The sequence below is a fragment of the Brachybacterium muris genome, from assembly GCF_016907455.1.
In the GTDB taxonomy this organism is placed as follows: Bacteria; Actinomycetota; Actinomycetes; order Actinomycetales; family Dermabacteraceae; genus Brachybacterium; species Brachybacterium muris.
The window spans coordinates 196918-221885 of record NZ_JAFBCB010000001.1 but is presented as its reverse complement, the minus strand read 5'-3'; the positions used below and the strand labels follow the sequence as shown (position 1 = coordinate 221885).

The 24968-nt window shown below is 70.5% G+C and carries 20 protein-coding genes; 8 read left to right on the top strand and 12 right to left on the bottom strand.

The features are described from left to right. Nucleotides 1-63 precede the first annotated feature (63 nt). The 3 genes from JOD52_RS01035 to JOD52_RS01025 are packed head-to-tail and all read right to left on the bottom strand — an operon-like array spanning nt 64 to nt 3235. The gene (locus JOD52_RS01035) at nt 64-1023 is read right to left on the bottom strand and encodes a carbohydrate ABC transporter permease (RefSeq protein ID WP_204408520.1); all 960 of its coding nucleotides are present in this window, start codon (nt 1021-1023) and stop codon (nt 64-66) included. Beyond that, nucleotides 1020-1904 (bottom strand): carbohydrate ABC transporter permease, encoded by an 885-nt coding sequence (locus JOD52_RS01030; RefSeq protein WP_204408519.1) that lies wholly within the window; start codon nt 1902-1904, stop codon nt 1020-1022. The genes JOD52_RS01035 and JOD52_RS01030 overlap by 4 nt, the downstream gene beginning before the upstream one ends. Then, nucleotides 1901-3235: an ABC transporter substrate-binding protein gene (locus tag JOD52_RS01025; protein WP_204408518.1), complete on the bottom strand. Its 1335-nt coding sequence runs from the start codon at nt 3233-3235 to the stop codon at nt 1901-1903. Before JOD52_RS01025 ends, JOD52_RS01030 begins: the two co-directional genes overlap by 4 nt. Nucleotides 3236-3481: 246 nt before the next feature. On the opposite strand from JOD52_RS01025, the gene JOD52_RS01020 reads away from it, so the two are divergent. Both JOD52_RS01020 and JOD52_RS01015 read left to right on the top strand, forming a co-directional pair. After that, nucleotides 3482-5065, top strand: coding sequence for a S10 family peptidase (locus tag JOD52_RS01020; protein WP_338124033.1), 1584 nt, complete (start codon nt 3482-3484; stop codon nt 5063-5065). 24 nt (nt 5066-5089) lie between these two features. Next, nucleotides 5090-6907, top strand: a complete 1818-nt coding sequence (locus tag JOD52_RS01015; RefSeq protein WP_204408517.1) for a glycoside hydrolase family 15 protein — start codon at nt 5090-5092, stop codon at nt 6905-6907. Between the two features lie 19 nt (nt 6908-6926). Here JOD52_RS01015 and JOD52_RS01010 read toward each other — a convergent pair whose 3' ends face one another. Continuing rightward, complete coding sequence (locus JOD52_RS01010; protein ID WP_204408516.1) at nt 6927-8165, bottom strand: PTS sugar transporter subunit IIA; 1239 nt, start codon at nt 8163-8165, stop codon at nt 6927-6929. A gap of 86 nt (nt 8166-8251) precedes the next feature. Between JOD52_RS01010 and JOD52_RS01005 the strand changes: the two genes are divergently transcribed. Beyond that, entirely contained in the window at nt 8252-9208 is a 957-nt protein-coding gene (locus tag JOD52_RS01005) for a sugar-binding transcriptional regulator (RefSeq protein ID WP_204408515.1), read from the top strand. A gap of 382 nt (nt 9209-9590) precedes the next feature. Further along, on the top strand, nt 9591-9950 hold the full coding sequence (locus tag JOD52_RS01000) for a DsrE family protein (RefSeq protein WP_204408514.1): 360 nt from the start codon (nt 9591-9593) through the stop codon (nt 9948-9950). A 256-nt stretch (nt 9951-10206) separates the two neighbouring features. Here the strand turns inward: JOD52_RS01000 and JOD52_RS00995 are convergent, their stop codons facing one another. The 4 genes from JOD52_RS00995 to JOD52_RS00980 all read right to left on the bottom strand — a co-directional run bounded on the left by JOD52_RS00995 (nt 10207) and on the right by JOD52_RS00980 (nt 14681). Next, the gene (locus JOD52_RS00995; RefSeq protein WP_204408513.1) at nt 10207-11115 is read right to left on the bottom strand and encodes an aminodeoxychorismate lyase; all 909 of its coding nucleotides are present in this window, start codon (nt 11113-11115) and stop codon (nt 10207-10209) included. Between the two features lie 193 nt (nt 11116-11308). Then, entirely contained in the window at nt 11309-12511 is a 1203-nt protein-coding gene (locus tag JOD52_RS00990) for a hypothetical protein (protein WP_031307448.1), read from the bottom strand. A 281-nt stretch (nt 12512-12792) separates the two neighbouring features. Continuing rightward, a complete protein-coding gene (locus JOD52_RS00985) occupies nt 12793-13314 on the bottom strand; it encodes a hypothetical protein (RefSeq protein ID WP_017824743.1) in 522 nt (173 codons plus the stop codon). A 53-nt stretch (nt 13315-13367) separates the two neighbouring features. Further along, nucleotides 13368-14681, bottom strand: coding sequence for a DNA/RNA non-specific endonuclease (locus tag JOD52_RS00980; protein ID WP_204408511.1), 1314 nt, complete (start codon nt 14679-14681; stop codon nt 13368-13370). A gap of 254 nt (nt 14682-14935) precedes the next feature. Here JOD52_RS00980 and JOD52_RS00975 point away from each other — a divergent pair, with 254 nt between their 5' ends. After that, nucleotides 14936-15718 (top strand): GTP pyrophosphokinase, encoded by a 783-nt coding sequence (locus tag JOD52_RS00975; protein ID WP_017824745.1) that lies wholly within the window; start codon nt 14936-14938, stop codon nt 15716-15718. Here the strand turns inward: JOD52_RS00975 and JOD52_RS00970 are convergent. Genes JOD52_RS00970 through JOD52_RS00960 form a run of 3 tightly spaced genes read right to left on the bottom strand, consistent with a single transcriptional unit; the run spans nt 15700 to nt 18776 of the window. After that, nucleotides 15700-16521, bottom strand: coding sequence for an SH3 domain-containing protein (locus tag JOD52_RS00970; protein WP_204408510.1), 822 nt, complete (start codon nt 16519-16521; stop codon nt 15700-15702). The two genes, JOD52_RS00975 and JOD52_RS00970, sit on opposite strands and share 19 nt — an antisense overlap. 36 nt (nt 16522-16557) lie before the next feature. Continuing rightward, entirely contained in the window at nt 16558-17916 is a 1359-nt protein-coding gene (locus JOD52_RS00965) for a GHMP family kinase ATP-binding protein (protein ID WP_017824747.1), read from the bottom strand. Further along, entirely contained in the window at nt 17913-18776 is an 864-nt protein-coding gene (locus tag JOD52_RS00960; RefSeq protein ID WP_031307450.1) for a nucleotidyltransferase family protein, read from the bottom strand. The genes JOD52_RS00965 and JOD52_RS00960 overlap by 4 nt, the downstream gene beginning before the upstream one ends. Before the next feature lie 249 nt (nt 18777-19025). On the opposite strand from JOD52_RS00960, the gene JOD52_RS00955 reads away from it, so the two are divergent. Continuing rightward, on the top strand, nt 19026-20531 hold the full coding sequence (locus tag JOD52_RS00955) for a glutamate-cysteine ligase family protein (protein ID WP_204408509.1): 1506 nt from the start codon (nt 19026-19028) through the stop codon (nt 20529-20531). A 270-nt stretch (nt 20532-20801) separates the two neighbouring features. After that, entirely contained in the window at nt 20802-21827 is a 1026-nt protein-coding gene (locus JOD52_RS00950) for a bile acid:sodium symporter (protein ID WP_204408508.1), read from the top strand. A 138-nt stretch (nt 21828-21965) separates the two neighbouring features. Here the strand turns inward: JOD52_RS00950 and JOD52_RS00945 are convergent, their stop codons facing one another. Then, on the bottom strand, nt 21966-23744 hold the full coding sequence (locus JOD52_RS00945) for a BCCT family transporter (RefSeq protein ID WP_204408507.1): 1779 nt from the start codon (nt 23742-23744) through the stop codon (nt 21966-21968). Nucleotides 23745-24067: 323 nt separating this feature from the next. Here JOD52_RS00945 and JOD52_RS00940 point away from each other — a divergent pair, with 323 nt between their 5' ends. After that, on the top strand, nt 24068-24868 hold the full coding sequence (locus JOD52_RS00940) for a hypothetical protein (protein WP_204408506.1): 801 nt from the start codon (nt 24068-24070) through the stop codon (nt 24866-24868). The last annotated feature ends 100 nt before the right edge of the window (nt 24869-24968 follow it).

Below are 24968 nucleotides of genomic sequence, written 5' to 3'. Positions count from 1 at the left end.
CCCCATCAAACCCCCGGCGTCCGGCCTGCGCCATCGTTCCGGGGTTGCGGAACGGTCCCGATCTCAGCCCTTCACTGAGCCCTCGGTGAGGCCGCCGCGCCAGAAGCGCTGCAGCACCAGGATCAGGATCGCCAGCGGGATCACCGACAACAGTGCGCCACCGGTGGTGAGCTGGAAGAACTCCGGCAGGCGGTCCGTCTGCGCCCTCCAGTTGTCCAGGCCCAGCGTGATCGGGTACAGCCTCTCGTCGGCCAGCATCACCAGCGGCAGGAAGTAGTTGTTCCAGATGGCCACGAACTGGAACAGCAGGATCGTCACGATCGCGGGGGTGAGCTGCGGCAGCGCCAGGCGGTGGAACAGCCCGATCTCGCTGACGCCGTCGATCCGCCCGGCCTCCAGCATCGAGTCCGGCACCGCGGCGCTGGCGTAGATGGAGGCGAGGAACAGGCCGAAGGGGCTCACCAGCGAGGGGATCAGCACCGACCAGTAGGTGTTAGTCAGCCCGACGCTGGAGAACAGGAAGAACAGCGGCAGCGCGGTCACGGTGCCGGGCACCAGCACGCCGCCGAGCACGAAGGCGTAGACGAACTTCCGGCCCGGGAACTGGTACTTGGCCAGGGCGTAGCCGGCGGCCACCGCAAAGTAGGTGGCCAGGATCGAGCCCACCCCGGAGTACAGCAGCGAGTTCAGCGCCCAGCGCGGGAAGATCCCGTCGTTCGCGGTGAGCACCGCTTGGAGGTTCTCCACCAGGCGGAACTCGTTGCCGAACCAGAAGCCGCTGGTGCCGAACAGGTCGTCGGTGGACTTGGTGGCGTTGACGACGACCCAGTACACCGGGACCAGGAAGTAGATCGCCACGATCGCGAGGATCGCGGTGACGATGATCGTGGTGGCAGGGCTGCGCCCGGCCGACCTGTCGGTGCGCTGCTCCGCCTTTTTCCTGGAGCGCTTGGACGGTGTGCGCAGGGCGCCGCTGGACTTGCCGGCGGCGAGAGCGTTCTTGGATGCGTCGGTGGCGGTCATCGCTTCCTCTCCGCCCACGAGGAGATCCCCAGGGCGATCGCCGAGAGGGTGAAGGCCGAGACCGCGATGATCACGGCCTGCGCGGCCGCCATCCCGACCTCGTTGTACTGGAACGCGTACGCGTAGGCGCTCATGTTCGGGGTGTACTCGGTGGTGATGCCCGAGCTCATGGACTGCAGCAGCCGCGGCTCGGCGAACAGCTGCAGGGTGCCGATGATCGAGAAGATGATCGTCAGCAGCAGTGCCGGGCGGATCAGGGGCAGCTGGATCGAGGTGACGATCTTCATCGTCGAGGCGCCGTCGATGCGGGCCGCCTCGTACAGCTCACCGGGGATGGACTTCAGCTGCGCGATGATGATCAGCATGTTGTAGCCGGTGTAGGTCCAGGTCACGATGTTCGCGATCGACCACAGCACCATGTTCGGTCCCAGGAAGTCGATGTCGATTCCCATCCAGTTCAGCACGTCCACGATGGGGCTGAGGCCCGGGATGTACAGGAACGACCACAGGATCGTGGCGATCACGCCGGGGATGCCGTAGGGCAGGAAGTACGTGGCCCGGAAGAAGCCCGGCCATTTCGCCGCTGCCGTCTCCAGCATCAGCGCCAGGATGGTCGCGGCCACGATCATCACCGTGACCTGCACCAGTCCGAACAGGATCATGCGGCCGATGGACTCGATGAAGTTCACGTTGGACAGTGCGGCGATGTAGTTGTCGAAGCCGGCGAAGCCGCTCTCGGTGCCGCCCTCGCCCAGCAGGCCGCTGCGCTGCACCTTCGTGAAGCTGTAGCCCACGGCCATGATGATCGGCACGATCATGGTGCCGATGAACAGCACCAGGAACGGTGCCATCAGCAGCCAGGGTGCGCTCTTGGACCTCATCGTGCCTCCTCCGCGTTCAGCCCGCTGCCCTGCATGATCTCGACGATCTGCGTCTGCGCCTGGCCCAGCAGGTCCACCAGGGGGGTCTCGCCGTTGATGGCGGCGGTCATGCCGTTGCCGATCATGTCCATCACGCGCTGCATCAGCGGCGCCCAGGTCCATTCGAGGTTCTGCCCCTCGGCCATCGGGACCATCACCTCCTGGTTGTAGTTCTGTCCGGAGAAGAACTCGGAGGGCTGCTGGCGGGCCTCGCCGATGTAGTCGGCTGATGGCGACCAGCCGATGCCGGAGAACTCGATCATGGCGTCGATCCCGGCGGGGTCGGTGCACATCCAGGTGCAGAACTCCAGAGCCTCGGCGGGGTGCTTGCTGGTGGACAGGATCGCCGCGGATGAGCCGCCGTGGGCACCGGAGGCGTAGCCGTCGTCCCAGGTGGGCATGGGGGCCACCGCCCATTTCCCCTCCGCGCCGGGCACGGCGGCGATGAGGGCATCGCCCCAGGAGCCGCCGATGTGTCCCACCACGTCGCCGTTGCCGGCGGCGGCCATCCAGGGGGTGGAGAACGCCCCGTAGCCGGTGCCGACGAGCCGGTCGGCGAGGATGCCGTCCCAGTACTCGGCGACCCGCAACGACGGCTCGCCCACCATGTCCACGATCCAGCCGTCGCCCTCGGGGCGGAACCAGTTCGCGCCGGACTGCATCATCCAGCCCACCAGGTAGGAGCCGTCGGTGGGGTCCAGGGTCATGAAGGTCTTGCCCGCGTCCTGGACGACGCCCAGCAGCTCGCGGAACTCGTCCCAGGTGCCGGCGGGGGCCAGGCCCAGCTCCCCCTCGAGCACCTCGCGGTTGTAGAAGGTGGCCATCGGCCCCGTGTCCTGGGGGACGCCCCACACGGACTCGCCCACCACGGCCTGCGCGTAGGCGCCGGGGTCGTAGGCGTCCTCGTTCTCGCCGATGCCGTATCGGGTGAGGTCCACCAGGGCTCCGGCGAGCGCGAACTCGGGCAGGGAGCGCAGCTCCACCTGGGCGATGTCGGGCCCGCCTCCCGCGGCCACGGCCGAGAGGATCTTGGCGTAGCCGCCGTTGTTGCCGCCGGGGATCCAGGTGGCCTCCACGCGGATCCGGTCCTGGCTCTGGTTGAAGACGTCGGCCACCTTCTGCAGGTCCTTCAACCAGGCCCAGTAGGTGACGGTGACAGGTCCGTCGGCCGGGGGGATCGCAGGCTCGTCGTTGACGGTGCCGGGGTTCGGCGGCGCGCAGGCCGCGAGGGAGGCGGCTGTCAGCGCGGCTCCCGATCCGACCAGCGCGCTGCGCCGGCTGAATCTGCTCATGGTCGCTCCTCTGGTCGGTCCTGTCGCCGAGGAGGCCGGTGGATCACCCGGGGGCGATGCACAGCACGCACCTCGACGATGAGGTGTGAGTCACAGCATAGTGCGATGCTGCCGAGGACTCGGCATATCGGGCCCCTGTCAGGACACAGAACAGCATCGATCGTGAACAGAAGGTTCCCCGCGCCCCCTGCTGCCGCAGGCACGTAGGCTCGAGGCGAGCACCGACCCGATCGCGAAGGAGCACGCGTGAACACCGCCCAGACCATCGCCGGCACCCCCGAGGAGCGCGACGCCACCGACGGCAGCACCTTCACCTCCACCGGCACCACCGGCAGCCCCGTTACCGCAGGAGCCGCGGAGCAGGAGCCGCAGGACCGCCTGGTCACCACCATGCACTCCCTCGAACTGCCGGACGGGCCGCTCACCTACACCGCCACCACCGGCACCGTGGTGCTGAAGGAGGAGCCCGAGGGCACCGAGTACGGGCGGGGCAAGGCCTACGCCGAGCTTTTCTCCGTCAGCTACGTCGCCACCGAGCAGGACCCAGCCCGCCCGGTGCTGTTCGCTTTCAACGGCGGGCCCGGCGCCTCCACCGTGTGGCTGCACCTGGGGCTGTTCGGTCCGCGCCGCGTGGACACGGCCGACGCCGGAGCGCCCAAGGCACCCCCGTACCGCCTGCTGGACAACCACGAGACGCTGCTGCGCCACGCCGACCTGGTGATGGTGGACGCGATGACCACCGGCTACTCCCGGCCCGCCCCCGGGTCCAAGCCCGATCGGCACCACGGACTGGCCGAGGACCGCGACCTGATCGCCTCGTTCATCGTGGACTGGCTGACCCGCAACGACCGCTGGACCTCCCCCATCCACCTGGCCGGGGAGTCGTACGGCACCACCCGCGCCAGCGCCGTGGCCGCGCGACTGATGGACCGCTACTACGTGGCCGTGGACGGGGTCTCCCTGATCTCCCCGGTGCTGGACTTCGGCACCATCCGCTTCGACCCCGCCAACGACCGCCCCTATCTGCACTACCTGCCCACCTATGCGGCGATCGCCCACGCGCACGGCAAGCACGAGGGGCGCCTGCTGCAGGACGTGGTGGACGAGGCGGAGGCCTTCGCCGAGCAGGAGTACCCGGCGCTGCTGGCCGCCGGGCTGCGCCTCTCACCGGAGCAGAAGCAGGAGGCCGCCGCCCGCATCGGGGCTCTGATCGGCGTGGACCCCGACTGGGTGGCGCGGGCCGACCTGCGCATCGAGCACATGGCGTTCCTGGCGGAGCTGCTGCGCGACCAGGGCCTGATCACCGGTCGCATCGACGGCCGGTTCACCGCACCGATGGGCGCGGGCAACGCACCCACGATGGAGACCGACCCGTCGATCGACCAGCTGGCCCCGCCGTACACCGCCACCATCAACCAGTACCTGCGCACCGAGCTGGGCTACTCCAGCGACATCGTGTACGAGATCATGAGCGGCCGGGTGCACCCCTGGAGCTACAAGGACTTCGAGGGCCGCTCCGTGGAGGTGGCATCGGACCTGGCGCGACTGCTGCGCAAGTCCCCCCACACCCGGGTGTACGTGGCCCACGGCTACCACGACGCCGCCACCCCGTTCCATGCCAGCGAGCACGTGCTCGCCCACCTGCCCATCCCGCAGGAGGACTTCGCCGAGCGGATCCGGGTGGAGTACTACGAGGCCGGGCACATGATGTACTGCCACGAGCCCAGCCGCCTGGCGCAGTCCCAGCACCTGGCGGAGTTCGTGGGCGGCATCGCCCCGGCGCCGACCACCGACGACGACGCCCCGGCCGAGGCCACCAGCGAACACTGAGCCACCCGTGATGGACTCGTCCCCATGGCGAGCCCACTCATCGAGGACCACGCGCTGCTGTCCGATCAGCGCACCACCGCCCTGGTCACCCGGGACGGGGTGATCGACTGGCTGTGCATGCCGCGCTTCGACTCCGCCGCGATGCTCTGCTCCCTGCTCGGGGACCAGTCGCACGGCCACTGGACCCTGCGCATCGCCGGCGGGGAGGTCGTCTCGCGCCGCTACCTTCCCGAGACGATGGTGCTGGAGACCGAGTGGCGCTCCCCCACCGGCAGTGCGGTGATCACGGAGTTCATGCCGATCGCCGCGTCGGACGAGACCTCCCCCTGTCTGCAGGGCGACACCCGCGACCACTCCGACCTGATCCGCTCGGTGCGCTGCACCGGCGGCACCGTCGAGGTGGAGCAGGAACTGCGGATCCGCTTCGAGTACGGCTCGGTGGTGCCGTGGATGCGCAAGGACACCGACGTCGAGGGCCGACCGGTGCTGGCGGCCGTCGCCGGGGGTGACGCGTTGGCCGTGCACGGGCCCGCGCTGACCCCGCAGGGCCGCTGCCACGTGGGCCGCCACTCGGCCTCCGCGAACGAGACGCTGACCTGGGTCCTCACCTGGCACCCGTCGTGGATGCAGATCCCCCCGGCGCCGGACCTCGGCGACGCCCTGGAGCACACGGTCTCGGAGTGGTCGCAGTGGCTGGGCCAGGTGCGGGTGCACGAGCGCTACGCCCAGCCGGTGGCCCGTTCCCTGCTGGTGCTGCGGGCGCTCACTCATCGGCGCAGCGGCGGCATCGACGCCGCGGCCACCACCAGCCTGCCGGAGGACTTCGGCGGCGAACGCAACTGGGACTACCGCTACTGCTGGCTGCGGGACGCGACCCTGTCCCTGGAGGCGCTGCTCACCCACGACCACGTCAACGCCGCCGAGCAGTGGCGCGACTGGCTGCTGCGTGCGATCGCCGGGGACCCCGATCAGCTGCAGATCATGTACAACATCGTCGGCGACCGGAACCTGCCCGAGAGCGAACTGGAGCACCTGCCCGGCTACGAGGGCTCCCTGCCGGTGCGGATCGGCAACGGCGCGGCCGCCCAGTACCAGGCCGACGTGGTGGGCGAGGTGATGATCGCGCTGGGGATGATGCGCGAGAGGGGCGTGCAGGAATCGGAGTGGTCCTGGCCGCTGCAGAAGGTGCTGGTGAGGTACACCGAGAAGCGCATCGACCAGCCTGACCAGGGCATCTGGGAGATGCGCGGTGACCCGGCGTTCTTCACCCACGGCCGGGTGATGGTGTGGGCCACCTTCGACCGGGCCGTCACTGCCGTGGAGCACCACGGCATGCCGGCGGACGTGGAGCGCTGGAAGCAGCTGCGGGAGAAGCTGCGGGCCGAGATCCTGGAGCGCGGCGTGGACGAGTCCGGTTCGTTCGTGCAGTTCTACGGCAGCAACGAGGTGGACGCCTCCCTGCTGCAGATCCCCCACACCGGCTTCGTGCCGGCCGATGACCCGCACATGCTCGCCACCGTGGCCCGCATCGAGCAGGACCTGCTCACCGATGACGGGCTGCTGCTGCGCTACCGCACCAACGGCCAGGACGGACTGGAGGGCGACGAGCACCCGTTCCTGGTGTGCTGCTTCTGGCTGGTGGAGCAGTACGCCACCTCCGGCCGCACCGGGGATGCGCTGACGATGATGGACCGCACCCTGGCCTGCGCGAACGACCTGGACCTGATGGCCGAGGAGTACGACGGCACGGCAGGGCGCATGGCCGGGAACTTCCCGCAGGCCTTCAGCCACCTGGGGCTGATCCGCGCGGTGGACGCCATCACCGGTGACATCCGCGACTGACCGCACCTGCCCGGCCGCGCTAGAGCGGCAGCGGACCGAGGCCGACGGGCCGGGAGCTCGGGTCCGAGTCCAACCACTGGGCGAGCCCCGGCGGGTGGATCTCGAACTGGTCCAGGCGACCGATGGGCAACCAGTCGGTGCCCTCCTGCCCCGGGTCGGGATCACTGCCTACACCGGGCTCCTGTCCCTCGGCCAGCCCGCACCAGTAGGCCACGTTGACCTGGTGGAACAGGTCGATCCGGCTGCTGTCCAGCAGCCGCAGGTCGCTGATCACCTCGTACACGCAGGCCACCTGGTGCACTTCTACCTCGGCGCCGATCTCCTCGCGGCACTCCCGGATCAGGGCGGCCACCTGGTCCTCCCCGTGGTCCTGACCGCCGCCGGGTGGGCCGTACAGCACCTCACCGTCGGAGGTGACAACGCGGTTCATCAGCACGTGGCCGTCCCGCACGATCAGCGCCTTCACGGCCACGCGGGGACCGCGCCGCGCTGCAGCGGCCGGGGCTGCGGTCGGCGCTGGAGCTGGGGTCGGGGCTGCGGTCGGCGCTGGAGCTGGGGTCGGGGCTGCGCCCGGCGCTGGGGCTGGGGCTGGGGCTGCGGTCGGCGCTGGAGCTGGGGTCGGGGCTGCGCCCGGCGCTGGGGCTGGGGCTGGGGCTACGGTCGAGGCCGGGGTCGTCCCCGTGGCGTGCGATGCTCCCAGACCATCGACGTACGAGGTGGCGAGACCGGACGGCCCCGCTTCCGAACGGCCGGCCACAGGGGTGCCGCTGAGGTGCAGCTGCGCCAGGCGCATCAGCTCCGCCTCATCGGCCGCACCGAGCAGCTCCGTGACCACCTGCTCATCGGTGAGGGCACCGATCATGCGCTGGAGGGCGGGCACCATCGCGTCGGGATCGGTGACCAGGGGCAGCACCAGCAGCTGCGTCGCCACAGTGTCGCCCTCGGCGCCGCCCATCTCCCCGAACTCGACCGGCTTGACCAATGTCGCGACCGCGAGGCACCGGGTGCGCACGTGCTCGGTATCGGCGTGGGGGATGGCGGTGGGGATCCGCGTGGGCAGACCCGTGGGGTACCGCCGCTCGCGATCCCACAGCGCCTGAGGGAAGCTCTCCTCCACCAGGCCCTTCCCGACCAGGTGGCGGGCGATGGCCCCCAGCACTTCCTCCGCGGTCCCGCCGGGCACACCGTGCAGCACAGCCCCGATGGGAACGGGGTCCCTGCTCGCGGCAGGATCACTGGAGCGATGGTCATCGGTCATGGGAACCTCCCCGGTCGGTGACACGATTCTGGCACCCCGTCGGCCCCGCCGGGGATACTGGAGTCCCGACGCCCGAAGGAGCCGTGATGCCCGCACCCCGCGACACCGCCCTGGTGGTGCGCGCCGCCCGTCTCTACTACGAGCAGGGCCGCTCGCAGACGGAGGTCGCCCAGGAGCTCGGGCTCTCGCGCTCCAATGTGTCACGGATCCTCACCCAGGCCCGCGACCGCGGCATCGTGGAGATCTCCATCCATGACCCCGACGGCCCCCCGCGCCACCACCCCGCGGTCGAGGCGGCGCTGAAGGCGCGGTTCTCCCTGCGGGAGGCGCATGTGGTCTCCGCCCCGCGCACCCCCGGACTGGAGGCGGTAGCCCGGCAGGGCGCGGTGGTGATCGCCGCACGAGCCGCGCAGGTGCGATCGATCGGGGTCTCCTGGGGCCAGACGGTCCAGCGCGTGGTCGAGCAGCTGGAGACGGTGCGCCTGCGACCCGCACCACGGGTGCTCCCCCTGGTGGGAGGGCATTCTGCGCTGGACCAGTTCGAGTCAGGGGAGTCGGTGCTGCGGGTGCTGGCCTCACGCCTGGGTGCCCGGGCCGAGATGCTGTACGCCCCGGCGGTGCTGGAGTCCGCCACCACGGTGAGCACTCTGCGTGGTGAGTCCAGCATCGCGGCGGTGCTGGAGGCGGCCGCGCAGGTGGAGCTGGCGGTGGTGGGGCTCGGGTCGATGGGCATGCACTCCTCCCCGCACATCGTGGAGCAGATGGCGCTCAGCGAGCAGGAGCAGGCCGCATTCCTGGCCCAGCGGCCCGTGGGTGACGTGTGCGGTTGGTTCGTGGACGCGCACGGGGTGCCGCTGGGGGCGCCGACGGATCAGCGGGTCCTGGCGGTGACGTTCTCCCAGCTGCTGCGGATCCCCGAGGTGGTGGGCGTGGCCGCGGGTGCCGAGAAGGCCCCCGGTGTGGCGGGCGTGCTGCGCAGTGGGGCGATCGCGAGCCTGGTGGTGGACGTGGACCTGGCCAAGGAGCTGCTGGCTTCCACCTGAGGGCCGTGCCCACCAGCCACTCGCCCCACCTCGCCCTCGCCCCTCCCCGCGCTCCCCATCGCCTGGGCCCCATCACCCTCCCCGCGCTCCCCACCGGCACCTCCCCGCGCTCCGTACCACCCCTCCCTGCGCTCCCCACCGGCGAGGCACGAATGTTTGTCGGAATGATGGCCTCATTCCGACAAACTTTCGTGCGTGCCCCCATGTGCCTGCGACGGTCGACCCGATTCGTTTCCTCCGGTTTCCCGGGGTCGACGCGCAACTCAGGCCGGGCCCGGCCCGGCCACCCGGGGTCGACCGGGATTCTGGCGGGTCGAGGACACTGGGGCGTACATTGCGGACAGGGACGCGACCACGTGCCCCACCAGCGTTGGAGGGCATCATGCCCAAGGCAGCGATTTCCCTGACCACCGGCCTCGAGGACGCGGAGAAGGTGACAGTGGCCTTCCTCATGGCGGTCGGCGCCGCCGAGTCCGGCCTCGAGACCCTGATGTTCCTGACCAAGGAGGCCGTGCGACTGGCCGTCGCCTGCTTCGCCCGCGGTGTGGCCTGCGACGGCTGTCCACCGTTGCTCGACCTCATGGACCGCTACGCCGCAGCGAACGGGCGCTACATCGCCTGCGGCGTGTGCGTGAAGTCCAAGGGTGTGTACCCCGGTTCACTGATCGGCAACGCCGAGGTGGCCGGCACCGTTCAGCTGTGGGAATGGGTGGACGACCACACCGTCACCTTCAGCTTCTGAGCTGTGGCCCGTTCATCCACTCCGACAGGCTCAGCTTCTGAGCTGTGGCCCGTTCGTCCGCTCCGACAGGCCGCGCCCGCCGCGATCTCCCCTCACCTCCGCTGCCATCGGCCGACACCTCCGTCGAGGCACGAATGTTTGTCGGAATGATGGCCTCATTCCGACAAACATTCGTGCGTGGGTGAGAGCTGTGCGGGCCGGAGCTCACGATCGAGCGGGATTCGCGCGGGGTGAGCCTCGGGATCGGCGGGGCCGCTCAGGCCGACTGCGGGTCCTGGCCCTTCAGCACGGCCAGGATCTGGGCGGTGCGCTCGGTGTCCACGGTGAGCGAGGTGTCGTCCAACTGGGCGATGGGTGCGGCCAGGCGGCTGGAGGACAGCAGCCAGGCGGCATCGGCCGAGGCCACGTCGGCCGGGGTCATCAGTTCCTCGCGCACCGACTGCCCCTCGCGCTCCAGCATCGCGAACACGGAGGCGATGCTGGTCCCGGGCAGCACTCCGGCACTGGCCGGGGTGGTGGTCCAGGTGTCGCCCCGCTTGACCAGCAGGGTGGAGGTGGGGCCCTCGAGGCAGTAGCCGTCGGTGGAGGTGAACAGCACGTCGTCCGCGCCGCGGCGCACCGCCTCGCGGGTGGCGGCCATGTTCACTGCGTAGCTGAGGGTCTTGGCGCCAGCCAGCAGCCAGGGGCTGGTCTCGGCGACGGCGGTGGACAGCCCGCGGTCCAGAGTGACCACGCGGATGCCGGCGCGGTAGCGGCTCCAGTCGTCTGCGGTGCGGGCGTGGACCCAGGCGGTCGGGGTGCCGGTGCCCTCGACACCGCGGGTCATCATCACCCGCACGGTCAGCTCGGGGACAGGGGCATGTGCCTCGATGGCGGCGTCGATCGCCCGGCTGAGCACGTCGAGGTCCGGTGAAGGCAGCTCCACCAGCTGCGCGCTACGACCGAGGCGTCGCAGGTGGGGGCCCACGTTCACCGGGGCGCCGTCGAACACGCCGATGGTCTCGAACACGCCGTCCCCACGGGTGGCCACCAGGTCCGTCACCAGCAGCTGAGGATCATCGGCGTCGGCGATGCGGAAGGGCTCGGAGCCGTCTGCCACGGTCCCTGCCACTCCCGGGACCCACACGAGCACGGGGCTGGGGGTGGTGCAGTCGGGCTGTGTCATGGGGACCTCCGGATCGGGTTCGTGCCGCGGGATTCTTGTTTCACGGCGCGGGGTCGCGATCAGAAGCGGCCCGCCACCAGGCTAGGCGCATCCACCGCCCGACGCACGGTACGACGGGTCACCGATCCAGCAGTACACCGGTCACCGCAAGGGCGGCACAGCCGATCGCCGGGCCGACGCACGGTACGACGGGTCACCGGTCCAGGTGGGCACTGCCGATCTCGACGCCGGCCTTCGAGCCCGGGACCAGGCCCGAGTCCAGGGCACCGGTCACCATCGTCACGATCTGGTCCCACAGCGAGCCGCTCTCACCGAGGTCACCCATGGCTTCCCCGATCCGGCCGCCGAACATTCCCCCTGCGGACATCTCCGGGCCGGCGACCGAACTCAGCGCACCGGCAGCCTGACCACCGGCAGCAGCACCCGCCGCCACACCGGCCTCCGCCCCCGCGACATCTGCACCGGCACCGGCATCTCCGCCGGCTCCGCTGCCCGCGGAGCCACCGCCCGATCCGCCACCGGATCCGGATCCGCCGCCACCTCCGGCCTCTCCGCCGCTTCCGGCCTCACCGCCGGAGCCACCGGAGCTCTCACCGCCACCGGACTCACCTGACCCACCAGATGCGCCTGCTCCCCCGGTCTCCCCACCGCTGCCGCCGATCGCGTCGCCGGCGGCTCCCCCGGCCACGGCACCCACCCCGGTGCCGATGCCGGCGAGCGCCCCCGCGCCCAGGCCGGCGTGGCCCATCATGTCGTCCATCGGCTCCAGGCCGAGCATCTCGCCGAACTGGCCCGCGCGGCCCAGCAGCTGATTCAGGTGCTCTGCCATCAGCGCACCCATCACGGCTCGGCCGATCATGTCGCCCACCAGCGAGCCGACCATCCCGCGCACCAGGCCTGCCAGCAGGCCCAACCTTCCCATCGGGGAGTCCAGCAGAGCCGCCAGCGCCCGCTGCTGCGGGGTGGAGCCATCTCCCACCAGGGCATCGCGCACGGCCTGACCAAGTGCTGAGAGCGCCCCCGCTGCGGCAGCGCCGATCCCGGCCCCGAGAGCCGCCGCGGCCGCCGCAGCAGCCGCAGCCGCAGCTCCGACACCCCCACCGGCACTTCCGCCGGAGCCGAAGGAATCCACGCTGGAGGCGCCGTCCTGCTCCTCGGCGTGGCTCAACAGTGCCCGCGCCTTGTAGCGCAGGTCCAGGTACGAGTCCTCCAGGCCGGGGCGCACCACACCGGCCCATTCGGCACGGAAGTGGTCGGCGTCCTCCCCCACCCACTCGACGTCCTCGACCAGCAGCGCGAGGTGGCCACGCAGGTCGTCGACCAGGTTCGCACGGCGGGCGATCAGCTGCGCCATCGCGCGCAGCGCCTCGGTATCCGCCCCCTGGAATCCGGCCATCGACCTGCCCCCTCGTTCTGCTTCCGCTCACCTGCCCCTGACGATGTCCCCACCGTAGATCCTGCTGGTCACCTGCGCCATGGGGAGGACTCCCCATGTGGACGGCTCCGGTGGCCCGTCCGACCGATGGGCGAGGCGGGCACCGCCGGGCGAGGCGGGAGCCGCCGGGCGCGGTGGGTGCCGACGGGCGAGGCGGGCGTCGCTGGGCGAGGCGAGCACCACCGGGCGAGGCGGGCGTCGCTGTGCGCGGTGGGTGCCGACGGCCGGCCGTGCCCGGTCGCTCAGCGCCCGGACAGGAGGTCCCTCATCCAGGCCGGGGCCGCGTCGGCGCCGAAGCGGTCGACGAACCTCTGTGCCACCTGCGCGTCCACCCCGCCCACACCGTCGAAGCTGCCAGGGTCGCGGTCGTAGTTCAGGTCCGACGACAGGGCGATGCGAGCGCGGTCCTCACCGGTGCGCTCGGCGTCCAGACGCAGCGACACGAACGGCCCGCCCACCTGGGGCGATGCCTGCTCGCTACCGGCCCGGGCCGCCGCCTGCTCGGCCGACGCCTGCTGCATCGCGTCCAGCAGCAGGGTCACCTGCGAATCCGTGGCGAAGCGGGCGTCGCCACCGTTGGTGGAGCCGTCCAGGTCGGTCACCACGATGCGACCGGCCCACCCCTCACCGTCGGGGATGAACGCGGCGGTGAGCTTCTGCCACTGCTCGGTGAGGTCCACCGAGGTCAGCAGCACCCGGGCGAGGTCCTGCAGCAGCTGGCCCTGCCTCTCCATGGCAGAGAGGGTCTCCTGGGGCTCGGTCATCGGGGTCCTCTCGCTGGGTTCGGCCGCCATGGAGCCACATGTCGGCCGCGGGGTCACTTGTCGAAGGTGGCACCGTCAGGGTAGTTGGGCATGGAGGTATCGGCGATCTCCTCGCCGTTCTCCGTGATGCGCACGTCGTAGCTGCCGGGCACGTACTCCCAGGGTGCACTGCCCTGATCGGGGCCCACACCGGGCGGCTGCTCATCGCCCCAGTTGAAGCGGGTCTCGTAGGTGTAGGCGTGGCCATGGTCGGCGATGCCGTCTGCCATCAGGCTCTCGTAGGCGTAGATGTTGTCGTCCACGCCCTTGCGGGCCTGGTTCACGTCGTCCCACTGGCGGGTGTAGTTGATCTCCTCGCGAACCCCACCGAACTGGCGGGCCAGGGCGTGACCGGCGTTGTACTCGATGCGCTCGGTCTCCCCGTTCGCGGTCATGTCGAAGCGGTCGGCGATCTTGGACTGGATGGACTCGCTGCGGGCGGTGTCCGGGTGCAGCTCCACCTCGGGCACGTACATGTGGTCCAGGCGGGCCAGCTCATCGGTGCTGTAGAAGACGTTCTCGTTGACGTGGTAGTTCGCGTCCGGGAACACCTCGCGCAGGTTGGGGTTCATCGCCTCACCGCCGCCGGTGGCCTCGATGTACACCACGGTGCCGTCACCGTCGGTGTAGTACGTGCCGTGGTCGCCCACCTCATACTTCGTGTTCGGGGCGAGGTCGATGGGGTTGCCGTCGGCGTCGATCCCGAAGGGCTTGGCGGCGCTGCTCGGGGCCAGGTCGTGCCCGGCATCGACGGTGACCGTGTCGGAGGTGCTGGGCGGCTCCAGCACCAACCCGGTGCCGTCGAACTCCAGTGGCGAGTCGGTGCCGATCGCGTCGCTGACCTGCTGGGCGACGGCGCGGGCAGCATCCCCGGCGACGCCACGCAGGGCGTCCGCCCCCTCGCCGATGGCCTCGCCGATGCCATCGCCGATGGCCTCCCCGGCGCGGGAGGCTGCGTCCGATGCCGCCTCCACGGGGACGCTGAGGGCAGCCAGGGCGATGCGCGGTTCCGTGGCGGCGCGCAGCAGGTCCCCGAGGCCTTCCCCCAGGCCATCTCCCAGCCCGGCCCCTCCCCCGCCGGCTCCGTCTGCCACGTCACCGGCCGGGTCCGACGCCTGGTCCTGCTCCTCGGCATGGTCGCGGAGGGAACGCCCCTCCTCGCGCAGACGCAGGTGGCAGTCCACCAGGCGAGGCCGGATGCGGAAGGCCCAGTCGGCACGCAGGGCCATGGCATCCGGGCCCACCCACGGCACCGCGTTGATCAGCGCCCCCAGGCGGGCGGTCATGTCCTCCAGGGAAGAGGAGCGGTCCTCGAGCAGCGAGCCCATGCGCTGCAAAGCCTGGGTATCAGCACCCTGGAATCCGCTCACTGCACGTCCCCTCAAGCCCACTGTCAACGACGCCTCCACCGTAAGGATCGGGGGAAGGCCCGGCCATGGGTAGTTCTCCCCATGGCGCACCCGAACACTAAGGTGGCGTACATGAAAAGCCCTGCTCACACACGGTTGGGGCTGGGAGACTGAGGTATTCCCCGAGCATCGTCAGCGAAGTCTTGCCCTCGCCGTCACCAGGAGTTCGTCCCGTGTCCACCCCGCAGCAGTCGCCATCCCTCGCCCAGCGCCGCGGCATGCCGGATCCCGAGACGCTGGCGCGCTTGCAGCGACTGCGCGAGCAGTTCGTTCGGATGCAGATGGAGTACGGGTTCGCTGTGGACGAGGTGCTCACCAAGATCGAGATCCTCCGGCAGGAGTTCCTGCACCTGCACCGCTACAACCCGATCGAGCACGTGACCTCACGGGTGAAGTCCCCGGCCAGCATTCTGGACAAGGCGATGCGCCGCGGAATCGACCTCACCCCCGAGGCGATCCGGCAGGGGGTCACCGACATCGGCGGGGTGCGGATCACCTGCAGCTTCATCGCCGACACCTCCACGGTGCTGGAGCATCTGGTCTCCCAGACGGACATCGAGCTGGTCACGGTCAAGGACTACATCGCCCAGCCCAAGCCCAACGGGTACAAGTCGCTGCACGCGATCATCCGGATCCCCGTGTTCCTGAGCACCGGGCCGGTGCCCACCACGGTGGAGGTGCAGATCCGCACCATCGCGATGGACTTCTGGGCCAGCCTCGAGCACAAGATCTACTACAAGTACGACGGCCAGGTGCCGGACCATCTGGCCCAGAGCCTGGCCGATGCGGCCGCCGTGGCCGATCAGCTGGACCGTCGCATGGAGCAGCTGCACCGCGAGGTGCACGGCCCGCACCCGGAGCTCGAGGACCGCTCCCGTCTCGACGACCTGGACGAGAAGCTGCTGCGAGCCCTGTGGGAACGGGCGGGCGACGGGGACTACTCGGAGACGACGTAGACCAGCAGGCCGCCGTCGCGCCACACCAACTGCTGCTCCAGCGGATCCCCGGGCAGGTCGGCGTCCATCACGTCCACCATGGCGCCGGGGGCCGCGCCGCGCAGATCGGCGACGGCGACGGCACAGGCGGGGGCGTGCTCGGCGGACGAGCCAGGATCGCCGCTGAGGGACCGCAGCGGCACCACGTCCGTATCGTCCTCCTCGCCCATACCGAGGATCGCGGCGTACAGTTGCGCATCCAGCAGCTGCTCGCCCACGTCGGCCCGCAGTTCCTCGTCCTCCTGTGCGTCCTCGTCGTACAGTTCCCGCAGCCGCGCGTCGATCCCCGTCACCGCTGCTTCCAGGGCGTCGGCGTAGCGCTGCAGGTAGGAGGGCAGGTCCAGCGCCGCCAGGCGCAGGGCCAGGTCCTCGCCGATGCCGTACACGGCACCGGGGGTGCCGTCCTCGTCGAGGGTCAGCACCACCGCCACGTCCGATCCCTCGTACAGGGGGTAGTAGTTGGTCGCCTCACCCAGCATGGTGTACGGGCCGATGTCACCGCGCTCATCGATCAGCAGGTCCAGGTCGCGTCGGCCGTGGACGGCGATCCCGCCGAACTCGTCGGCGATCTGCTCGAGGACGGGCGGCGGGTCGGCAGAGATCTCTCCGTCCTCCTGCGCCAGGCCCGGGATCCAGGTGAGGTCGCGCGGGTTGGTGCGGGCCAGGGACTCCAGGCGCTCCAGCACGGGACGCACCTGGGCGATGGGCAGCACGGGTGCGCCGGTGGGCCAGGACAGGGACGACGGGGACACGGGGGTGCTCATGCCGCCATGCTGGCACAGTCCGGAGGTGAGACAAGCTCAGCCCGGCTGGACGTCCACCCGGTGGGCACAGGACCCGGGGCGCGTCACCAGCACCGAGGAGCGCCCTGCCGCATGGGGGTGCCGGGTGCGGTACAGGTCCACCCACTGCTGGGCGAACTGCTCCGCACTCTCGGTGGGCACCAGGGCCCACACGCTGCCGCCGAAGCCGGCCCCGAACGCGCTGGCGGCATGGGCGCCCAGCTCACGGGCGATGCGCTGCAGGTCGACCGTCTCGGGCACCTGGTTGCCCAGGCCCTCCTCGGCCCCGCGCTGGGACTCGTCCACCAGCCGCCCCAGCTCCTCCAGGTCCCGCTCCTCCAGGGCCAGGGCCGCGGCGGGCACCAGGCGCTCGGACTCGGCGATGAACTGCTCGAGGCGACCGCGCAGGTACTCGTCGTCGCCCGCGTACTCGACCAGGCGCCCACGGGCGGCCACGCCGGAGGCGAGGGCGTCGGCCAGCACCCGGTCGTCGCGGCGGCCGGTGTCCACGCGCCAGCGGTCGATCAGCTCCCAGGCGGCCAGGGACACCCGGTTGTAGGCGTCGCGGGCGGCACCGGTCTTCGCGGCGTCGATGCCGGAGACCGCCACCACCAGGGCGAGGTCCTGCGGGAACGGGACGGTGCGCTCGTGGCGCACGGGGCAGAAGGAGTACTGCACCAGGGCGTCGGAGCGGCCGCACAGCATGGAGGTGTGGTCCTCGCTGCCGCCGAAGGTGCCCACCCCGCGGTGCCCGCCGAGGCTGGCGTAGGTCTGCCCGTTCTCCACGGTCCCCAGGTACTCGCCCAGTTGCTCGGGGCTGGTGATCGCGGCCCGGAAGGCGGGTTCGGCGGCGATGCCGGTGAGGTCGATCAGCGCCAGGGCCAGCCCCACCACCAGGGCGGAGGAGCTGGACATCCCGGCGGCGAGCGGCAGGGTGGAGGTGATGGTGATGTCGGCGCCCACCAGGCGGCCGGGGAAGTTGGCATCCAGCCGGTCCACCACGGTGCGCACGTAGCCGCTCCAGTGGCCGGAGCCGTCGTCATCGTGCGCCCCGGGGGCGGCCAGGTCCAGCACCACTTCGTCCTCCGCCGCACCGGAGGTCACCACGATCAGACGGTCCTCGCGGCGGCGGGCGGTGACGGTGTGGCCACGGTCAACGGCGGCCAGCAGGGAGCGGCCACCGGCGTAGTCGGTGTGCTTGCCCAGCACCTCGATGCGACCGGGAACGAACCAGGCCGTCTCCTGGCGCGGCCGCGCCCCCTCGGACAGCAGCTCGAACAGGTCGCCCTCCCCCGCCGCGGGTTCGGGGCGCGCCGGCTCGGGGTCGCCGACGGGTCCGTGGTGGGCGATCCCCACGGCCCCGGGGCCTGCGCTCACAGCGCGACCTCGATGCCGGACAGTGCCTCCTGCACCGCGGCCACGTCCCCTCGGGAGGACATGTCCAGCACGCCCACCGCGGCGGGCACCACGGTGACGGGATGGCCATCGGCAACCAGCAGTCGCACGGCGTCGATGATCTCCAGCTCCCCGCGGGGCGAGGGCTCCACCCGGTCGCAGGCATCGAACACTGCCGGGGTGAACAACCATGCGTTCATCGAGACGGGGGCGTCCTGCCCGTAGGCGGCGAGGGTGGCCTCGTCGGGCTTCTCGACGATGTCGGCGAGGTGGCCGTGATCGTCGGTGGCGACCAGGGCGAAGGCGCGGATGCGGTCGGCGGGGATGTTGGAGTGCTCCACCAGACCGGCACGGTCGAAGCCGATCAGGGCGTTGCCGGGGGCTGCGACCAGTGCGCGCAGCGACTCAAGCGGATAGTAGTTGTCGGAGTTCAGGACGACCACGCGATCGTTGCCGGCGAACTCGCGTGCGGCGGCCACGGCGTCGGCGGTGCCACGGGGTTGCTCCTGCACGGCGGTGGTGACCCTGACGCGGCCACCGTCCACCGAGGCCGCGTACTCGCGCAGCGCCTGATGCTCGGGGCCGATCACCAGGCACACCTCGGTGATGCCGGCGTCGGCCAGCACGGAGATCACGTAGTCGAGGAAGGGGCGACCGACGTCGATCAGGGCCTTCACCCCGCTGGCGGCGACCTGTGCCTGCTTCTCGTCGAGCTGGGCGTTGTCGTCGGCCTTGCGCATCCTGGTCCCGAGCCCGCGCGCGAGGATGACCGCCTTGGTGGGCGGCGTGCTCGACGAGGGGTCCGTGGAGGCGGCATCGGCAGCGGGGGTCGTCGTATCCACGCTGAAAGCATACGTGGCACGGTCCCGCCCGGGGGCATGTTCGCAGGTCCCGGGCACGGCCGCGCACGGTGGCCGAGGCCCGCACCGGGGCGTTCCGGACACCCTCAGCTCCTCGACCACCGTCACGGCAGGGGTGCCCGCACCGTCCGGTCGGGGATCGCTCGGGGAGCTCCTGCGCCACTTACACTCGATCCGCACGGGACCGCGCGCCGCGTCGGGCCAGCACCGTCTTCCGCGGAAGGACCTGTCATGGGCCGAGAGATAGCCACGTCGGAGTACACCCGCTCGCAGCGCACCCGCTACCGGCGGGAACTGCGGCGCAACCTCGACATCTTCGAGACGTTCCTGGACACCGCGGAGTTCGTGGACGAGGGCACCGTGGGCGTGGAGCTGGAGATGAACCTGGCCTGCACCGACGACATGAGCCCCGCCCTGATGGTGGACGACGTGCTGGCAGACCTGGACGATGAGCAGTACGTCCACGAGATCGGCCGCTTCAACCTCGAGGTGAACCTGCCGGTCACCCACCCCACCGGCAGCGGGCTGCGCGAGCTGGAGGACCAGCTCGCCGCCCTGCTGGAGCGCGCCGACGACACCGCCCAGGAGCACGGCGCGCGCGTGATCCCCATCGGCCACCTGCCCACCATCGGCGAGGAGCTGTTCTCCGACTCGCAGTGGCGCTCCCCCGGGGCGCGCTACGAGGCGCTGGAGAACTCGGTGATGCAGGCGCGGGGCGAGGAGATCCACCTGCGCATCGATGGGGAGGGCAAGGGGCTGGACGCGACCTTCGACTCGATCGGTCCGGAATCCGCCTGCACCTCCCTGCAGCTGCACCTGCAGGTGCCGCCGGAGCAGTTCGCCGCCGGCTGGAACGCGGCCCAGGCGATGGCCGGCCCGCAGATCGCACTGGCCGCGAACTCCCCGTACCTGATGGGCAAGCGGCTGTGGCACGAGACCCGCGTGCCCACCTTCCAGCAGGCCCTGGACAGCCGGCCCCCGGAGTACGCCACCCAGGGGGTGCGGCCGCGGGTGTGGTTCGGTGAGCGCTGGATCACCTCGATGTTCGACCTGTTCGAGGAGAACGTGCGACTGTTCCCCGCACTGATCCCCGAGTCCCGCACCATGGCCGAGGAGCCGCTGCTGACCGAGGGCGCCTCCCCCCGCCTGCACGAGCTGATGCTGCACAACGGCACCGTGTGGCGCTGGAACCGCCCCATCTACGATCCCGGCACTGACCTGCCGCACCTGCGGCTGGAGAACCGTCTGCTCCCCTCGGGGCCGACGCCGATCGACATGGCCGCCAATGCCGCATTCTTCTACGGCCTGATCCACTCCCTGGTGCACGAGCGGCGGCCGCTGTGGTCGCGGATGAGCTTCGAGCAGGCCGACGAGTCCTTCCAGCAGTGCGCCCGCTGGGGCCTGGAGGCCCGGGTTCGGTGGCCCCGGGTGGGCCGCGTGCGCGTGGCGGACCTGCTGATGGAGCAGCTGATCCCGCAGGCCCTCGAGGGCCTGCGGGACCTGGGGGCCGACGCCGACGTGGTGGAGCGCTACGGCGAGGTGCTGCAGGGCCGTGCCCGCACCGGCCGCAACGGCGCCCGCTGGCAGATCGACACCGTGACCTCCCTGCAGCTGCGCGGGGCCGACCGCCCGGAGGCGCTGGCGGAGATGACCCGGCTGTACCGGGCAGGCGTGGACTCCGGCGCGCCGGTGCACGAGTGGCCGGTGCCGGCACGTCAGCGCGCTGCAGGGGCCTGAGAGCCTCAGAGCCTGCCGCCCGCCAGAGCCTGCCGCCCGCCAGAGTCTGCCGCCCGCCAGAGCCTGCCGATCGTCGCACTTGAGTGCAGTTCCCTGGCATAGGTCCGTGACCATGCCAGGGAACTGCACACAGGATGCGCCGCCCGTCCCCCACCCGGGAGCCTCGCCCCGCGGCCGCCACCCACGCCACCCATGACAGCCATGGCACCCATGACACCCACATCATGAGACGGAGTCTCAGATGACGGATGGGCGGCTTAGCCTGCGCGCGTGAACGATTCCCGCACCCCCTCCTCGTCCCCAGCTCCCGGCCACGGCCCATCGGCCCCGAAGGACCCCGCCGCACAGAAGCGCGAGGACCGCTCGGCGCGCATCGCCGTGACCGTGTTCCCGGCGCTGATCCTGGCCTTCGCGGCCCTGGGCTTCTTCGTGCCCGCCGCCGGGCAGTCCATCGCCTCCTACGTGCCCATCTTCCTGGGCGTGATCATGTTCGGGATGGGCCTGACCCTCACCATCCCCGACTTCACCCTGGTGGTGCGTCGGCCCCTGCCGGTGCTGATCGGTGTGGTGGCCCAGTACCTGGTGATGCCACTGCTGGCGCTGGGTGTGGCGAAGCTGCTGCAGCTGTCCCCGGAGCTCGCGGCCGGACTGATCCTGGTGGGCTGCGCCCCCGGCGGCACCAGCTCCAACGTGATCACCTACCTGGCCAAGGCCGACACCGCACTGTCGGTCACCATGACCTCGATCTCCACCCTGCTGGCGCCTCTGCTCACCCCGCTGATCGCGCTGTGGCTGGCCGGCACCTACCTGCCGATCGAGGCCGGCCCCATGGCGCTGGACATCGTGAAGATGGTGCTGATCCCGGTGATCGCAGGCCTGGTGATCCGACTGCTGTTCTCCCGGTTCGTGGACCTGATCCTGCCGGCCCTGCCGTGGGTGAGCGTGGCCGGTATCTCCCTGGTGGTCCTGGCCGTGGTCAGCGGCAGCGCCGACAAGGTGGTGGAGGCCGGCGCCGTGGTGCTGCTGGCCGTGGTGCTGCACAACGGCCTGGGCTACCTGGTGGGCTACTGGTTCGCACGTGCCCTGCGCCAGCCGGTGCGTGCGGCCCGTACCGCCTCCATCGAGGTGGGCATGCAGAGCTCCGGCCTGGCAGCCACCCTCGCGGCCACCTACTTCAGCCCGGTCGCCGCACTGCCGGCCGCGGTGTTCTCGATCTGGCACAACCTCTCCGGCGCGATGCTGGCGATGTTCTACCGCCGCAGCGCCGACAAGCACATGAACGACGTCGGCGCCTGACCCGGCCAGCACGACGAAGCCTCCCGTTCCTGCTCGAGGAACGGGAGGCTCGTGTCATGCGGCCCGGAAGCATGAGACCGACGGGCCCCACGCCTGTGGAGTCGGTCCCTGCGGGATGAACCCGTGAGGACCTTCCCCTCAGCGCCCGGCGGACTCGGGATCCGGGTGCCTGGGCTTGGCGCTCCCGGTGCGCGCCGCGAGCGTGCCCTTCCTGGGCTCCTCATGCTCGAGGTACGGGTCGCGCAGAGTGGCGGTGTCGGTGGCGGCCTCCGGCTCGACGACCAGGTCGGAGGTGTCGTGCTCGTCCTCGGTCAGGCGACGCTCGTACTCCTCGGGCGGCAGTACCTGCTTCCACTCGCGGGTGCGCATCGCGGGCAGCTCACCGGCGTCGGCCTGCAGGGCCCGGTACAGGGCGAACATCTGGAAGAAGGCCATCACGAAGAACGGCAGGCCCACCAGGATGATGGTGGACTCCAGCGCGTCCAGGCCGCCGGTGCCGGAGAAGACCAGCAGGGTGGCGGTGATCAGGCCGATCGCCAGCGCCCAGAAGATGCGCTGGCCCAGCGGGTTGAAGTCCTCGTGGCCATTGGCCATGGTGTCGGTGACCAGTGCGGCGGAGTCCACCGAGGTCACGAAGAAGATGACCACCAGGATGATCGCGATCACGGAGAGCACGGGCGCGGCAGGAAAGTGATCCAGGAACGCGAACAGGGCACCGGGCACGTCGCCGTCGTCGACCACGCGCTCCACCAGGCCGCCCTCGCCGTTCAGCTCGATGTCCATGGAGGCCAGGCCGAACACGCCGAACCAGATCACGGAGAAGCCGGCCGGCACCGCGAGCACGCCGGAGACGAACTGGCGGATGGTGCGGCCCTTGGAGATGCGGGCGATGAAGATGCCCACGAAGGGCGACCAGGTGATGGTCCAGGCCCAGTAGAAGACGGTCCAGGTGTTCTGCCAGCCCGTGTTGGCGAAGGCGTCGTTCCACAGGGCAAGCTCCGGCAGGTTCATCAGGTAGCTGCCGAAGGACTGGATGGTGCCCTTGAGGATGAACAGGGTGGCGCCGCCGGCGAACAGCACGAACAGCATCAGGCCGATCGCGGCGACGATGTTGACGTTGGAGAGCACCTCGATGCCCTTCTCCAGGCCCAGGGTCACCGAGATCAGCGCGATGCCCACAACCACGCCGATGATGATCAGCTGCCAGCCGGCACTCTCGGGCACGCCCCACAGCTGGTTCAGGCCACCATTGATCTGCAGGGTGCCCAGGCCGATGGAGACGGCGATGCCGAACACGGTGCCCACGATCGCCACCACGTCGATGAACTTGCCGATGGGGCCGTGGATGCGATTGCCCAGCAGCGGCTGGAAGATGGAGCTCACGCGAGGCGGCAGGTTCCTCTTGTGGATGAAGTAGGCGAAGCACAGTGCGGGCAGAGCGAAGATCGTCCAGGTGTGCAGCGTGAAGTGGTAGTACGTGAAGTTCATGGCCTCACGCGCCGCCTCCCAGGTGCCGGCCTCGACACCGAGGGCCTCCCCGCGGGGCGGTTTCCCGAAGTGGCTGACCGGCTCGGCCACACCCCAGAACATCAGGATCGAGCCGATGCCTGCCGCGAACAGCATGGCGAACCAGGCGAGTCCGGAGTGCTCCGGCGGCTCGTCGTTCGGCCCCAGCTTCACGCGACCGAAGCGGCCGGCCGCGATGAAGATCAGGAACACCAGGAACACCGTGACACCCAGGATGTAGAACCAGCCGAGGTTGGTCAGCAGCCAGTCGGAGGCTGCGGAGACGGCATTGTCCAGGGGCTCGGTGAAGGCGAGGGTGGCGATCACGAACAGCAGGATCACCGCGGCGGAGGCGAAGAAGATGGCGGGGGACGTCCGCAGTCTCAGCGCATCGTGCAGTCGTTCGAGCATCGGGGAGGGCTCCTCGGTGACGACGCGCTGCACGGACCTGTGGTCTCGGCGGGCGCGGCGCTGCGTTGTCGGACGGTATCGGGACGAGATCGAACATGCAGGACCGGTTCTGCGCGGTCCGGTCGGGCGAACAGCCCGGTCAGGCGAACAGCGCCGCCTACCGTGCCATGGATGACCGCGCTGCCTCAACCGTGACGTGGCGCGGCCCATGTTCATCGGTGATGAGCGGACCGCGGGCCGACGGGTAGTTGTCCCCATCGACCACCTGCGCATCCGTCCGTAGGCTGAAGGCACTCGCTCGGCTGATTCGGGAGGCCCCCCTCATGACCGGTTCATCGCTCAACGGCTACCCCGGCGCCACCGGAGGGGGCCGTGACTCCTCTCCCCCGCCCGCGCCGGGCTTCCCTCAGGACGGCGCACAGCAGGGTGCAGCGCCGCAGAACGGTGCACCGCAGGGAGGCGGCTACGGGCCCCCGGCGGCACACGCGGCACCCGGCGGCGCTCCGCCGAAGGGCAAGGGCAAGGGCCTGTACATCGGTATCGGCTGCTGCCTGCTGGCCGGCCTGCTGGTGGCGATCCTGGCCGTCGTGGGCGGTCTGGTCTTCCTGGGCGGGGACGACGACACCGACGGTGGCCGCACCACGGGCCCCGTGACGACGGAGCCCTCGGATCCCACCGACCCGGCCACCACCGATCCCACGGATCCTGTGACCACGGACCCGTCCGATCCCGCCACGACCGATCCGACGGACGAGCCCACCGTCACCAGCTCCATCTCCGTGCGGTGGATCGGATCGAACGAGGCCTCCGAACTGGAGTCCAGCAGCGGCGAGAAGATCACGCCGACCAACGGCACCTTCATCAGTGCCCACGTGGAGATCACCAACGACAACGATGTGGAGATCGGGATCTCCAGCCGGCACTTCCGCATCTTCGACGACGAGGGCGTGGAGCTGTCGCCCCGCTACGGCGAGTTCACCACGGCAGGTCCGCAGATCCCGGCCGGTGAGTCCGCCGAGGCGCAGCTGTGGGTCGATGTCGAGCCGGGCACCACGATCGGCAAGGTCACCTACACCGACGAGGTGGGGACCCAGGGCCACGAGGTGGAGATCCCCGTCGAGTGACCGCAGATGGCCGTCGGCCAGGACTGTGCCCGCCTGAGAGCTCAGCCCACCTGCGAGCCCATCCAGCTCACCTGCGAGCTCAGCTCGCCGGTGCGCCTGC